Annotated in this window: 10 protein-coding genes; 8 read left to right on the forward strand and 2 right to left on the reverse strand. The window is 63.8% G+C overall.

Annotated elements, in window-relative coordinates; genetic code table 11:
• Window positions 1–51: 51 nt before the first annotated feature.
• Both D906_RS11255 and D906_RS11260 read right to left on the reverse strand, forming a co-directional pair.
• On the reverse strand, window positions 52–1,353 hold the full coding sequence (locus D906_RS11255) for an MFS transporter (protein WP_025753044.1): 1,302 nt from the start codon (window positions 1,351–1,353) through the stop codon (window positions 52–54).
• A 66-nt stretch (window positions 1,354–1,419) separates the two neighbouring features.
• Window positions 1,420–2,733: an L-fuconate dehydratase gene (locus D906_RS11260; RefSeq protein ID WP_019098281.1), complete on the reverse strand. Its 1,314-nt coding sequence runs from the start codon at window positions 2,731–2,733 to the stop codon at window positions 1,420–1,422.
• Between the two features lie 101 nt (window positions 2,734–2,834).
• On the opposite strand from D906_RS11260, the gene D906_RS11265 reads away from it, so the two are divergent.
• The 8 genes from D906_RS11265 to D906_RS11300 all read left to right on the forward strand — a co-directional run bounded on the left by D906_RS11265 (window position 2,835) and on the right by D906_RS11300 (window position 14,204).
• Window positions 2,835–3,782, forward strand: a complete 948-nt coding sequence (locus D906_RS11265) for a LysR family transcriptional regulator (RefSeq protein WP_016714165.1) — start codon at window positions 2,835–2,837, stop codon at window positions 3,780–3,782.
• Window positions 3,783–3,810: 28 nt separating this feature from the next.
• On the forward strand, window positions 3,811–4,758 hold the full coding sequence (locus D906_RS11270; RefSeq protein ID WP_016714164.1) for a LysR family transcriptional regulator: 948 nt from the start codon (window positions 3,811–3,813) through the stop codon (window positions 4,756–4,758).
• Window positions 4,759–4,948: 190 nt separating this feature from the next.
• Window positions 4,949–6,490, forward strand: a complete 1,542-nt coding sequence (locus tag D906_RS11275) for a UxaA family hydrolase (protein WP_016714163.1) — start codon at window positions 4,949–4,951, stop codon at window positions 6,488–6,490.
• A gap of 35 nt (window positions 6,491–6,525) precedes the next feature.
• The gene (locus D906_RS11280) at window positions 6,526–7,584 is read left to right on the forward strand and encodes an Ldh family oxidoreductase (protein WP_025753039.1); all 1,059 of its coding nucleotides are present in this window, start codon (window positions 6,526–6,528) and stop codon (window positions 7,582–7,584) included.
• Window positions 7,581–8,825 (forward strand): fumarylacetoacetate hydrolase family protein, encoded by a 1,245-nt coding sequence (locus D906_RS11285; RefSeq protein ID WP_371257718.1) that lies wholly within the window; start codon window positions 7,581–7,583, stop codon window positions 8,823–8,825. The genes D906_RS11280 and D906_RS11285 overlap by 4 nt, the downstream gene beginning before the upstream one ends.
• 99 nt (window positions 8,826–8,924) lie before the next feature.
• Window positions 8,925–10,226, forward strand: a complete 1,302-nt coding sequence (locus tag D906_RS11290; RefSeq protein WP_019098283.1) for an MFS transporter — start codon at window positions 8,925–8,927, stop codon at window positions 10,224–10,226.
• A 73-nt stretch (window positions 10,227–10,299) separates the two neighbouring features.
• Entirely contained in the window at window positions 10,300–11,949 is a 1,650-nt protein-coding gene (locus D906_RS11295) for a VRR-NUC domain-containing protein (protein WP_025753034.1), read from the forward strand.
• Window positions 11,946–14,204, forward strand: coding sequence for an ATP-dependent DNA helicase (locus D906_RS11300; RefSeq protein WP_025753032.1), 2,259 nt, complete (start codon window positions 11,946–11,948; stop codon window positions 14,202–14,204). Before D906_RS11295 ends, D906_RS11300 begins: the two co-directional genes overlap by 4 nt.
• Window positions 14,205–14,297 lie beyond the last annotated feature (93 nt).

A 14,297-nucleotide genomic window follows, 5' to 3' on the forward strand; every position in this document is an offset into this window, starting at 1 on the left:
GCAAGTGCAGCACAAGGCTGCGCTTGCAGGCGGTGCAAGCGTGCGTATTGCTCAGTGTTGCTCCTGCCCCTGGCGCAGGCGGGTGCTGACCAGTGCCGCCACTGCCAGCAACGCAGCAATGATCCACAAACCATTGCGGGTGCTGCCGGTGGTCTGCTCGATGAGCCCCATTACCGAAGGCCCGACGAAACCGCCAAACAGGCCACAGGTGGTAACGAAGGCCAGGCCGGCCGCCAGCGCATTGCCGCTCAGGCGGCTGGAGGGGAAGACGAAGATGATCGATTGCACCACGAACAGCATCAGCGCTGTCAGGGAGAACCCGATCAGGCCAACGAACGAGTTGGCCAGCGAGGCCAGCAGCAGCCCGGCCGCCATGGTCAGCAGGCCGAAGAACAGCAAGGTGCGGCAGCGGCGTGGTGAGGTGGCCAGCCGTGGGAAGGTGGCGGCACCGATGGCGGCGGCAACCCATGGCACCGCGGTCAGCAGGCCGACCTGGAAAGGCGATAGCGCAGCGTATGTGCCGATGATGCCCGGCAAGAAGAAAATCACCGTGTAGATGGTGATCTGGTGCACGAAGTACACCACGATCGCCAGCCAGATCTGCCGGTCGCGGAACATCTGCCCCAACTTGCTTTGCTGTGGCGCGGCAGCCCGCTCCGCAGCCAGGCGGCGTTCGATATCGTTGGCATCGGCGGCCGACAGCCAGGGCGCCGACGCGGGGCCGTCCGGCAACTTCTTCCACACCACCAAGGCCAGGGCCACGGCAGGCAGGCCCTCGAGCACGAACAGCCATTGCCAGCCGTGCCAGCCGAGTACGCCGTCCATTTCCAGCAGGGCACCGCCCAGTGGCCCGCTGAGGATATTGGCCAGGCACACGCCCAGCAGGAAATACCCCGTAGCACGGGCGCGCTGTTCGCGGTCGAACCAATAGGTCAGGTACAACATGACTCCGGGGAACAGGCCCGCTTCGGCTACGCCCAGCAACAGGCGCATGATGTAGAACGAGGTTTCACCCTGGACGAAGGCCATGCCCGCCGAAAGCAAACCCCACGTAATCATGATGCGGGTGATCCAGAAGCGCGCGCCCACCCGATGCATGATCAGGTTGCTGGGCACTTCGGCCAGCGCATAGGTGAGAAAGAACAGGCCGGCACCCAGGCCGTACGCCGCTGCCGACAAGCCCAGGTCGATGCCCATGCTGGCTTTCGCCAAGGCGATGTTGGTGCGGTCAAGAAAGCTCATCACATAGACGACGATGAGCAGTGGCATCAATTTGCGTAACAGCAGGCCGTTCAGGCGCTGCTCTGTGGTGGCGGCAGGGGCCGAAGCCGCTGCACGGGTGAGGGTTGTCATTGTTTTTTTCCCCGTGAAATGTGCTGGTGGCGTGCCGCGTAACCGCGACACGCCAAGGTCTGTGGGTCAGGAGCGGTTGATGTCGAGCCACACGGCGCCGTTGGGGTACTGGTAGCGCTCCAGGGTTTCAGCGTGCATTTCGATGCTGTAGCCCGGGCGTTGTGGCGGCATGTAGCGCCCGCGGCGGATCACCACCGGGTCGATGAAGTGCTCGTGCAGGTGGTCGACGTACTCCAGCACCCGGTTGTGCAGCGAGGCAGACACTGCGATGTAGTCGAACAGGGCGATGTTCTGCACATATTCGCACAGCCCGACGCCACCCCCGTGCGGGCACACCGGTACGTCGTACTTGGCCGCCATCAGCAGCACGATCAGCACCTCGTTCAGGCCGCCCAGGCGGGCAGCGTCCAGCTGGCAGAAGTCCAGCGCACCGGCCTGGAACATTTGCTTGAACATGACACGGTTGTGGCAATGTTCACCGGTGGCCACGCCAATCGGCGCGATGCGTTGGCGAATGGTGGCGTGGCCGAGAATGTCGTCCGGGCTGGTCGGTTCTTCGATCCACAACGGTTCGAAGGCGGCCAGGCGGCGCATGTTGGCGATCGACTCCTCGACCCCCCACACCTGGTTGGCATCCATCATCAGGGTGCGCTCCCAGCCGATTTCGTCGCGCAGGATAGTGGCACGGCGAATGTCTTCTTCCAGGTCGGCGCCGATCTTCTGCTTGATGTGGGTCCAGCCATCTTCCACGGCCTCGCGGGCCAGTTTGCGCATTTTTTCTTCGTTGTAGCCCAACCAGCCTGGCGCGGTGGTGTAGCCGGGGTAGCCTTCACGCAGCATCTGTGCCTCGCGCTGGGCTTTGCCTGGCGCCTGGCGGCGCAGCAGGGCAATGGCTTCTTCGGGGGTGAGCACGTCGGTGACATAGCTGAAGTCCAGGCAGCGCACCAGTTGCTCCGGCGTCATGTCGGCCAGCAGTTTCCATACGGGCTTGCCTTCGTGCTTGGCCCACAGGTCCCACACGGCGTTGATGATGGCGGCCGTGGCCAGGTGGATCACGCCCTTTTCCGGGCCCAGCCAGCGCAGCTGGCTGTCGCTGACGGTAAAGCGGTGCCAGAAACCACCCATGTCGGCGGTGATTTCATCGAGGGTGAGGCCGACGATCAAGGGCGCCAGTGACTGCACCGCGGCCGCGCATATCTCGTTGCCTCGGCCGATGGTGAACGTCAGGCCGTGGCCTTCGAGGGCCTCGGCGTCGGTGTGCAGCACCACATAGGCCGCAGAATAGTCGGGGGCGCTGTTCATGGCGTCTGAGCCATCCAGCGACAGTGAAGTGGGGAAACGGATGTCACGTACGCTGAGGTGGGTAATACGAATGCTCATGGTCGGCTCTTGTTCTGTTCAAGCACTGGGAGCGCTGACTGTAGGTTGTCGAGCGATACAGGCATAATCGCCAAATCTTAATCAGCGATACCGGATTCGATATGTCTCGCTTGCCGCCCGATAACGCCCAGGCGCCTGCCAGCCTTGGCGCACTGAAAATCTCCAGCCGGCAGATCACGCTGCTCAATGCCTTGGGCGAATTTGGCAACCTGCGCCGCGCTGCGGCAGCGATGCACACCACGCAACCGGCGGCCAGCCTGTTGCTGCAACAACTGGAGGAGCGTCTTGGCGTACGGTTGTTCGAGCGTTTGCCAAGGGGCATGCAAGCAACGCTGTACGGCGAGGTGATGATCCGCTACGCACAGAACGCGTTGCATGAGTTCGAGCATGCCCAGGCGCAAATCGCCGAGCTGGCGCGCGGGGCCTTGGGCCTGGTGCGCGTGGGCAGCGTCATGGGGCCGGTGCCGGGCGTGCTGACCAAGGCGATACTGGCTTACAAGCACGACCACCCCAAGGTACGCATCGCCCTGGAAGTCGGTACCAGCGATACCTTGCTGCCCGCCTTGCTGCGCGGTGACTTCGACATGGTGGTGGGGCGCCTGCCGGACCAGAGCGACAGCCAGGCGCTGAACATCGAGCTGTTCGAAGGGGGTGAGCAGATGCGCGTGATTGCCCGCGCAGGCCACCCCTTGGCCCGCGCCACCGGGTTGCAGCTGGCAGACCTGGTGAGCCTGACCTGGATCCTGCACCCCATCGGCAGCCCGATGCGCCGCCGCGTCGAAAGCGCGCTGCAGGCCGGCGGCATGGTGCAGTCGCTGGACATCGTCGAAACCGCCTCGATCCTGGCAACCACGGCCATGCTCGAAGCCTCTGAAATGATTGCAGTGGTGCCCAATGACGTAGCCGAGCACTATGCCCGCTATGGGATGGTCGCCATCCTGCCGGTGGAACTGCCGCTGGCCATGGCCAACCTCGGTGTACTCACCTTGCGTTCACGGCCCCACTCGGTTGCCCTCGATACTTTGCTGCGCTACTTGCGGGCGCAATGACCTTCACCCAGCATGAGGCCCTGCGTCTATGCCGCCGGACATGACCCATTCCAGCTTTTGCAACTGGATTCGCTACAAGCACCTGGTGCTGATCGACACCCTGGCGCGCACGCGCAACATGCATGCAACCGCCACCCGCATGAACCTTAGCCAGCCGGCCCTGAGCAAGATGCTGCGCGACCTTGAGGAGCAGTTCGGCTTCGCCCTGTTCGAGCGCTTGCCGCGCAGCATGCCACCTACCGAACTGGGCGAGTACGTGGTGCGTTACGCTCAGGGTGCGCTGGCCGAGTCGCAGCAGTTCGTCGACCAGGTCAACCGCCTGCGCAACGGCGGGCACGGCTTTATTCGTGTTGGCGGTATCTTTGCCGCGACTGCATTGGTTCTGCCGCAGGCCATCGCCGCCATCAAGGCGCGCAGCCCGTTACTGTCGATTGAAGTGGTGGAGCACTCCAGCGATCACCTGCTGGCCATGCTTGAGCAGAACAAGCTGGACATCATGATCGGCCGCTTTACTGAGGAACGCTTCAGCCAGCTGTTCGACTTCCAGCCCTTGGAGCCCGAACCTTTCAGCCTGGTAGTGAACAGCGAGCACCCGCTCAACCAGCTCGACAGCACACCCCTTGAAGCGCTAGGCGACTGGCCGTGGGTGCTGTACCCGGTGGGCACGCCGATCCGCAACCGCCTGGAGCAGGCGTTCCGGGTGGCCGGTATCGCCACGCCTGCCGACAGTGTCGAGACCATCTCCATGCCGATGTTCCTGCAGCTGCTGCAATCGGCACCTATGATTGCCATGTTGCCGCGCTCGATGGTTGCCGCACAGCTGGCCAGCGGGCAATTCAAGGAGCTGCGCAGCCCCTTGCATGTACCTGCGCTGGAGTATGGTGTGGTCACCCGTAAGGAGGAACCGCTGAGCGCTTCGGCTCGGGCGTTTGTCGAGATCCTGCTGGAGGGTGCGCAGCGTCGCAGGGCCGTATAGAGATAGCCCCGAGGCCGTGTAGCGCAGCCCTCATGGCCTCACAGGTGATTGATAATCAGGTGCTGAAATCCTCTTGCGATAACCTCAGGTTATCGCTTGATCGGATCATCTCATTGGGAATGCCACGCAAGGCTTCTTAAAGTGGCCACAGCCATAACAAGAAGTCAGCCGCACCGCCCTGAGAGGTCCCATGCAACTGATTGCCAAATCCGGTGACCCTGCCGTCATCCGCCTGAACCCGCTGGACAATGTACTGATCGCCCGTCAGCCGCTGCCGCAAGGCCTGCGCCTGGAGGCCGAGGCGATTACCGTGCGCCAGCCTATCCCCTCGGGCCACAAGCTCGCCACGGTTCGTGTGGAGCAGGGCCAGCCGCTGCGCCGGTACGGCCAGATCATCGGTTTTGCATCGCAGGCCATCGATGCCGGCGACCATGTGCATGTGCACAACGTCCAGATGGGTGACTTTGCCCGCGACTATGCCTTCGGTGTCGATACCCGCAGCCAGCCGGGCAGCGCAGCGCAGTTCCAAGGCATTGTGCGCGCCGATGGCCGGGTCGCTACCCGCAACTACATCGGTATACTCACGTCGGTGAACTGCTCGGCCACGGTAGCCCGGGCGGTGGCCGACCATTTCCGCCGCGACATCCACCCCGAAGCGCTTGCCGATTACCCGAACATCGACGGGGTGGTGGCCCTGACCCACGGTGCCGGCTGCGCCGTGGACCCCAGCGGCGAAGCCCTTGGCCTGCTGCGCCGAACCCTGGCCGGGTACGCCGTGCATCCCAACTTCGCTGCCGTGCTGATCATCGGCCTGGGCTGCGAAACCAACCAGATTGAAAGCCTGCTGGAAACCCAGGGCCTGCAGGCCAGCGCACAGTTGCGTGCCTTCACGATCCAAGGCATCGGTGGCACCTCGAAAACCATCGCGGCAGGCATCGAGCAGGTTCGCAGCCTGCTGGCCGAGGCCAACCAGGTGAGGCGTCAACCGGTCAGCGCACAGCATCTGGTAGTCGGCCTGCAATGCGGCGGCTCCGATGGCTACTCGGGGATTACCGCCAACCCCGCACTGGGCAATGCGGTTGACCGCTTGGTGGCCGCCGGTGGTACCGCGATCCTTTCCGAAACCCCGGAAATCTACGGCGCCGAGCACTTGCTGACGCGCCGCGCAGTCAGCCGTGAGGTGGGTGAGAAGCTGGTGGCGCGCATTCGCTGGTGGGAAGACTACTGCCAGCGCATGAACGCCGAACTGAACAACAACCCTTCGGCCGGTAACAAGGCAGGCGGGCTGACCACCATCCTCGAGAAATCCCTGGGCGCGGTGGCCAAGGCGGGTTCCAGCAACCTGGTCGACGTGTATCAGTATGCCGAAGCCGTGCGCGCACAAGGCCTGGTGTTCATGGACACCCCCGGCTACGACCCGGTCTCGGCCACCGGCCAGGTGGCCGGCGGGGCCAACCTGATCGCCTTCACCACCGGTCGAGGCTCGGCTTACGGCTGTGCCCCCGCGCCGTCGATCAAGTTGGCTACCAACAACCGGGTGTTCGAGCACCAGCAAGAAGACATGGACGTCAATTGCGGTGGCATTGCCGATGGCTCCACCAGCATCGAGGAGCGGGGTGCGTACATCTTCGATCAGATGCTGCGCATTGCCTCCGGGGCGCGCAGCAAGAGCGAACAGCACGGCTATGGGCAGAACGAATTCGTGCCCTGGCAGATTGGCGCCGTGACCTGATCGTCCGTTGCAGTCCCATTTTCGAGGCAACCGTAATGACCCAACCCACACGTTACAACGTGCAAGCGCTAACCGCCTTTGTCGAGCAACTGTTCGTAAAAGCCGGTGCCGATAGCGAAGTCGCCCAAGTGGTCACCCGGGTGCTGCTCGAAGGCGAACTGCTCGGGCACCGCACCCATGGCCTGAACCTGGTCAGCCGTTACATCGATGGCATCCTCAGCGGGCAGGTCAAGGCCCGCGCACAGGCGCTGGAGCACGTGTCGGACAGTGGTATTTCCAGCGTGTTCGATGGCCACTATGTACTGGGGCCATACTGCGTCAGCCGTGCACTGGACTGCGCAGCCAAAGGTGCAACCGCGCAGGGCATCGGTATCGCCGTGGTGCGCCGGGCTTCGCACATAGGTTGCCTGGCCGCCTACCTGAAGCCCTATACCGACCAAGGCCTGGTGGCCATGGTCTACTCGTCGGACCCGTCTGTGGCGTTGGTCTGCGCCCATGGCGGTATCGACCCCGTGTACACCCCCAACCCGATTGCTGCCGGTGTACCGACCCAGGGCGAGCCGATACTGCTGGACGTCAGCATGTCCACTGTCACCCTCGGGTTGGTGGGCCAATGCCGCGATGCCGGCAGCCGCCTGCCGCACCCGGTGCTGGTGAGCAACGACGGGCAACTGAGTGACGACCCGCGCGATTTTTTCACTACCCCGCCAGGCAGCATCCTGCCTCTGGGGGGGCAGGCCTTTGGTCACAAAGGCTTCGCCTTGGCGCTGCTGGTCGAAGCCCTGACCTCGGGCCTGGCCGGTCATGGACGCAAGGACGAACCCACCCAGTGGGGCGCCTCGGCCACTGCCGTGGTCATTGACCCGCGCTTCTTCGGTGGCCTGGAGGCGTTCACCCACGAAACCAGCTTCCTTGGCCGCCTGATTCTGGCAAGCCGCCCGCTCGATCCCGAACGCCCGGTACGCCTGCCCGGGCAAGCCGGCCTTGCCCTGCGTCGCCAGGCACTGGCGCAGGGCGTAAGCCTGTCGCCGCAGTTGATGGCCGACCTCGACCGCCTGGCCGGGCTGATGGAACTGCCGACATTTTCCCAATGATGCACAGTAAGGGTACACAGATGACTGATGATCGATCGAACACCCATCAACCGCTACCGCTAAGTTTTGATGCCAGCGTGTTCGACAGTGGCAGTTGGGTAGGGCGCGTCTGGTTGCCGGAACAGGGGCCGGCGGTGGTGCGGGTGAAGGCTGGCGCCGTCTACGATATCAGCAGCCATGTGGCGACGGTCTCGGCGCTGCTTGAAGTGGATGACCCGGCCGCATACCTGCGTGCCTTGCCGTTGGCCGAGCCGCTCATTGCGCTACCGGCGTTACTGGCCAACAGCGACCCCGCCCGGCGCGACCCGCGCCAGCCATGGCTGTTGGCACCCATCGACCTTCAGGCGGTGAAGGCCGCGGGTGTGACCTTCGCCACCAGCCTGCTGGAGCGTGTGGTGGAAGAGCAGGCCAAGGGTGACCCGGCCAAGGCCGATGCGATCCGTGACACCTTGGCCAGCCGCATTGGCGCCGACCTTTCGCAGATCGTGCCGGGTTCGGCTCAAGCCGAAGCGCTGCGCAAGGTGCTGGTGGAGCAGGGCCTGTGGTCGCAATACCTGGAAGTGGGCATTGGCCCGGATGCCGAAGTATTCACCAAGGCCCAGCCGCTGTCGGCGGTTGGCCATGGCGCGGACATCGGCATCCACCCCAAGTCCAGCTGGAACAACCCGGAGCCGGAAGTGGTGCTGGCGGTGTCGAGCGATGGCAGTATCAAGGGCGCCATGCTCGGCAACGACGTCAACCTGCGCGACTTCGAAGGGCGCAGTGCCTTGCTGCTGTCCAAAGCCAAGGACAACAACGCCTCCACTGCATTGGGGCCGCTGCTGCGGCTGTTTGACGAAAGCTTCGGGCTGGACGACGTTCGCACTGCCGAGGTGGACCTGCGGGTGGAGGGTGAAGACGGTTTCGTCCTGTCGGGTCGCAGCTCCATGCGCCAGATCAGCCGCGACCCCCAAGACCTGGTGCAGCAGACGCTTAACGAAAACCATCAATACCCCGACGGCCTGGTGCTGTTCCTTGGCACCCTGTTCGCGCCCAAGCAGGACCGCGACCAGCCGGGCAACGGCTTTACCCACAAGCCGGGCGATGTGGTGAGCATCAGCAACCCGCAACTGGGCACCTTGTGCAACCGCGTGACCACCAGCGACCTGGCACCGCAATGGGCGTTCGGCCTGCGCGCGCTGATCGACAACCTCGGCCGGCGTGGCTTGCTGGAGGTTGCAGCCACTGCACGCAGGCCCTGAACGACACGCTGCGCCAGGGAGGGGCGCAGCATCAACGAGGGATCGCCAAGGCGCTGACAGCGCGGCAACAATAATAATAAAGGTCGACACATGAACCCTATGAAGAAGTACCAGCGCATCACCGTCGTGTTCCTGCTGCTGATCGGCATCGTCAACTACCTGGACCGCAGTGCGCTGTCGATCGCCAACACCTCCATCCAGAAAGACATGATGATCAGCCCTTCGCAGATGGGCATTCTGTTGTCGGCGTTTTCCATCGCCTATGCCTTTGCCCAACTGCCGATGGGCATGATCATCGACCGCCTGGGCAGCAAGATCGCCCTCGGTGCCTCGTTGCTGGGCTGGTCGGTTGCCCAGGCTGCGTTCGGCATGGTCAGCAGTTTTGCCGGTTTCATGGGCCTGCGGGTATTGCTGGGGATTGGCGAGGCGCCGATGTTCCCGTCGGCCGCCAAGGCTTTGTCGGAGTGGTTCGATGCCAACGAACGCGGCACGCCAACCGGCGTGGTGTGGTCGTCGACCTGCCTTGGTCCCTGTCTGGCACCGCCGTTGCTGACGCTGTTCATGGTCAACTTCGGCTGGCGCGGCATGTTCATCATTACAGGCGTGATCGGCGTGGTACTGGCGGTGTGCTGGCTGAGCTTCTACAAAAGCAAGGCGCGATACCTGGCCGAGCTGGCAGCCGAAGGCAAGCCGCTGCCGGGTGAGCACCAGGCGCCCGCGTCCTCGGTGCACGCGCCGAAGCCTTCTTACTTTGCCGGCTGGCTCGACCTGTTCAAGCACCGCAGCACCTGGGGGGCGGTACTGGGCTTCATGGGTGTGATCTACATGCTGTGGCTGCACTTGACCTGGTTGCCGGGTTACTTCGAGCGTGAGCACGGCCTGGACCTGTACAAGACCGCCTGGGTCGTGTCGCTGGCCTACGGTTTTGGCGCGGCAGGTACTATCGTTGCCGGCCGCTTCTGCGACTGGCTGGTAAAACGTGGCATGAGTGTGCTGGGCAGCCGCAAGTTCAGTGTCATCACCGGCCTGGTGCTGGCAGCACTGTTCACCTTGCCGCTGTCGTTCGTCACCGGCCTGACCGGCTGCATCATCCTGCTGTGCCTGGCGCTGTTCAGCATCAACATGGCCAGCGCAACCGCCTGGATGATCGTCAACACCATCGTCGACAGCCAGCGCGTGGCCTCGTTTGGTTCGATCCAGAACTTCGGCGGTTACATCGCCGGCTCTGTCGCGCCGATCGTGACCGGCTTCAGCATCCAGTATTCGGGCTCGTTCACCACGGCGTTCATGATCAGTGCGGTGGTGGCGCTGTGCTCGGCGGTGGCTTACTTCCTGCTGCTGCAGGCGCCGCTTGGCAGCGTGAAGGCCGAGGCGGGGGACATGGTCACCGCGACGGAGTGACCCACGGTACTTGCCAGGCGCGCTGGTCTGTATGTATAACCAGTGGTTGTTCCAGCCGCCTGACTCTGTACTTGTGATCGCTCATTCCGTCGACGACCCGTTCTACTACCTGCACAATTTCCGCCAGGTGCTGCTGTGGGTAGAACAGCGCTACCAGGACCTGCTCGATGACCAGGAGCTGGCGTTCATCCAGGCCTTCAATCAACTGGAGGCACCCGCTCAGGCCTTGATGGTGCGCATGGTCATGCGCAAGGGCGAGTTGTTTCGCAGCGACCGGCTGGACTACGTCGAAATCGGCGATACCGCGCTGGCGCTGCAGCCGTTGCAGGCCCTCGGCTGGGTACGGGAGCCCGAGCAACTGGCACTGGAGCAACTGTTCGCCTTGCTGCGCAAAGACGAGCTGGCCCGTTGCTTCGCCCCGCAATTGAGCCGCCCCCGCGCCGCCAAGCAGGATCTGCTGGCACAGCTGCAACCCTTGGAGCTGGCTGCCCGACCTCTGAGCGAGTGGTTCCCTGACAGCGAGGTACGCATTGTCCAGTGGTGCCTGCAGCCCCTGTGCGACCGCATGCGTCTGCTGTTCTTCGGCAACCTGTACCAGGACTGGTCTGACTTCGTCCTCGCTGACCTGGGGGTACTGCGTTACGAGCAGGTACCGTTCAGCACCGATTCACGTGCCTTGCAGCAACGTGCCGAAGTCGACCTGGCCATGGCGCTGCACCAGTGCGCCGAGCGCCTGGAGCAGGGCGGCGACCCGCTGCCAATCCTCGCGGCGTTGCAGGGCCTGCACAGCGACAACCCCTGGCTGGCGCGGCGCCATGCGCGGTTGCAATTCGCCCTGGGCCAACACTGCGAGCGCCTGGCTGAATGGGACCTGGCCATGGCCGTGTATGCGCAGTGCAACCATGCTCAGGCACGTATCCGCCAGGTGCGGGTGCTGGAGCGCAGCGAACAATGGCCCCAGGCCCACGCATTGGCGTTGCAGCTGGCTGCGGCACCTGCCAATGCGCTGGAGGTGCAGGCGCTGGAGCGCATGCTGCCGCGCCTGGCGCGAAAACTCGGCGGCCCGCCACAGCGGCGCCAGCGGGTTGCGCCACTGGAGCTGATCGAACTCGAACTGCCCCGCGAGCACGCAGCACTCGGCGTGGAGGAAGCCGTGCGCCAGCATCTGGCACAAGCGGGAGGCCAGGCACACTACGTGGAGAACACGCTGTTCAACAGCCTGTTTGGCCTGTTGTGCTGGGAGGCCATCTTTGCTCCGGTGCCCGGCGCGTTCTTCAACCCGTTCCAGGCAGGGCCGCAAGACCTGCACGACAGCGACTTCCAGCAACGGCGCAGTGCGCTGTTCGATCACTGCCTCGGTCGGCTCGACGAGGGTAGCCATCGCCAGGCGATTCTCGACTGCTACAAGGCCAAGCAGGGTTTGCAGTCGCCATTCGTGTTCTGGTCCATGCTCAGCGAGGAACTGCTGGAGCAGGCCTTGGCTTGCCTGCCGGCGGCCCAGTTGAAGCAGTGCTTCCTGCGCCTGTTGCAGGACATTCGCAGCAACCGTGCCGGCATGCCCGACCTGATCCAGTTCTGGCCCGAGCAGGGCCGTTATCGCATGGTCGAGGTCAAGGGCCCCGGTGACCGCCTGCAGGATAACCAACTGCGCTGGCTGGAATTCTGCCGGCAACACGGACTGCCGGTCGCGGTGTGCCATGTACGCTGGAGCGAAACACCTTGAGCTACAGCGTGGCGGTGCGCGCCTTGTGCGAGTTCAGTGCCAAGGTCGGTGACCTGGACCTGCGCTTCACCCCGTCGCCCACCGCTCAAGAGGGCATTGAAGGGCACCAGCGGGTGGTGGCACGGCGTGCTGCCGGCTACGAGTCGGAAATTACCCTCGAAGGCCAGTTCGAAACCCTCAAGGTGCGCGGCCGTGCCGATGGTTACGACCCGGCCAGCAATCGCCTGGAAGAGATCAAGACACACCGTGGCGACCTGACGCGCCAGCCGGCCAACCACCGGCAGTTGCACTGGGCGCAGGCCAAGGTTTATGGCTGGCTGATGTGTCAGGCACGTCAACTGTCGGCCATCGAGGTGGCGTTGGTGTACCTGGACGTCGACAGCGATGGGCAGACGCTGTTCAGTGAGCATTTCACGGCTACTGAACTGCGGGCCTTCTTCGAAATCCAGTGTCAGCGCTTTCTGGGCTGGGCTCAATGCCAGCAGCAACGTTTGGCCGAACGCAATCAGGGCCTTCAGGCACTGAGCTTTCCCTACCCACAGTTCCGCCAGGGCCAGCGGCAATTGGCCGAAACCTTGTACAAGGCGGTGAGTACCGGCCGTTGCCTGATGGCCCAGGCCAGCACCGGCATTGGCAAGACCCTCGGTACCTTGTTCCCGCTGCTCAAGGCCATGGTGCCGCAGCAGCTGGACAAACTGTTCTTTCTCACGGCCAAGACGCCGGGCCGGGCGCTGGCGCTGGACGCCATGCGCCAGATTACCGATGCAACGCCCCAGCCCGCGTTGCGCACACTGGAGCTGATCGCCCGCGACAAAGCCTGCGAGCACCCGGACAAGGCCTGTCATGGCGAGTCCTGCCCATTGGCGGCGGGCTTCTACGACCGCTTGCCGGCGGCGCGCGAAGCGGCGGCAGCACTGCCGTTGCTCGACCGCGCCAACCTGCGTGAAGTGGCCTTGGCACATCAGGTATGCCCGTACTACCTGGGCCAGGAGATGGCGCGCTGGGTCGACGTGCTGGTCGCCGACTACAACTACTACTTCGATGCGCATGCGCTGCTGTACAGCCTTGCCCAGCTCAACCAGTGGCGCGTTGCCGTACTGGTGGACGAAGCGCACAACCTGGTCGAGCGTGGGCGCGGCATGTACAGCGCCAGCCTCGACCAGGGCCAGTTGCTGGCATTGCGCCAGAGCAAACCACCCGGGCTTGGCAGTGCGCTGGACCGGCTGAACCGGCAATGGAACGCGTTGTATAAAGAGCAGCGTGCGCCGTATCAGGCCAGCGAGTCGTTGCCCGAAGGCTTGTTGCGCGCCTTGCAGCAGTGCATCGGGTTGATTCAGGATCAGATGAACCAGGCGCCCGCGCACATGGACCCGCAGGTGTTGCAGTTCTTCTACCACGCCTTGCAATTCACCCGGGTGGCCGAGCTGTTCGACGAGCACTTCCTGTTCGACATCAGCCAGCGCCAGGGCCCACGCAAGCGCCGGCTGGCCACGCTGTGCCTACGCAATGTCACCCCGGCGCGCTTGCTGGCCCCGCGCATGCAGGCGGCGCGTAGCGTGACGCTGTTTTCCGCCACACTGAGCCCGCGGCATTTCTACAGCGACCTGCTGGGCATGCCAGCCGACACCGCCTGGCTGGAAGTGGCCGCGCCGTTTCGCGCAGAGCAACTTGAGGTGCGGATTGCCAGCCAGGTGTCTACCCGTTACCAGCAGCGTCACGCCTCTCTGGCGCCAATCGTCGAGCTGATTGCCCGGCAGTATGAGCGGATGCCGGGCAACTACCTGGCCTTCTTCAGCAGTTTCGAATACCTGCAGCAGGTGGCAGGGCTGTTGGCAGAGCAGCATGCGCAGATTCCGCAATGGGCTCAGGAACCGGGCATGGACGAGGCGGCCCGTCAGGCATTTCTCGATCGTTTTGTCAGCGACGGGCAGGGCATCGGCTTCGCCGTATTGGGCGGTGCTTTTGGTGAGGGGGTGGATTTACCGGGCACGCGCTTGATCGGCGCGTTTGTCGCAACACTCGGGCTGCCGCAGGTCAACCCGGTCAACGAGCAGTTCAAGCAGCGCCTTGGGCGGCAGTTTGGTGCGGGGTTCGATTACGCCTATCTCTACCCGGGGGTGCGCAAGGTGATCCAGGCGGCGGGCCGGGTTATCCGAGGTGACCAGGACCGTGGCGTACTGGTGCTGATTGATGAGCGCTTTGCCGAGCCCCGGGTGCAGCAGATGTTTCCAGGGTGGTGGCCGACGGCCATTTAGTTGGCTGGCAGGCTTGGCGCCGTACGGGCGGCCCTTGACGCTGTAAATGGGTTAAGATCTGGCCCGTGTCAGTTATAAAATCCATGAATATCA

Source organism: Pseudomonas sp. LAIL14HWK12:I1 (genome assembly GCF_003202095.1).
Classification (GTDB): domain Bacteria; phylum Pseudomonadota; class Gammaproteobacteria; order Pseudomonadales; family Pseudomonadaceae; genus Aquipseudomonas; species Aquipseudomonas monteilii.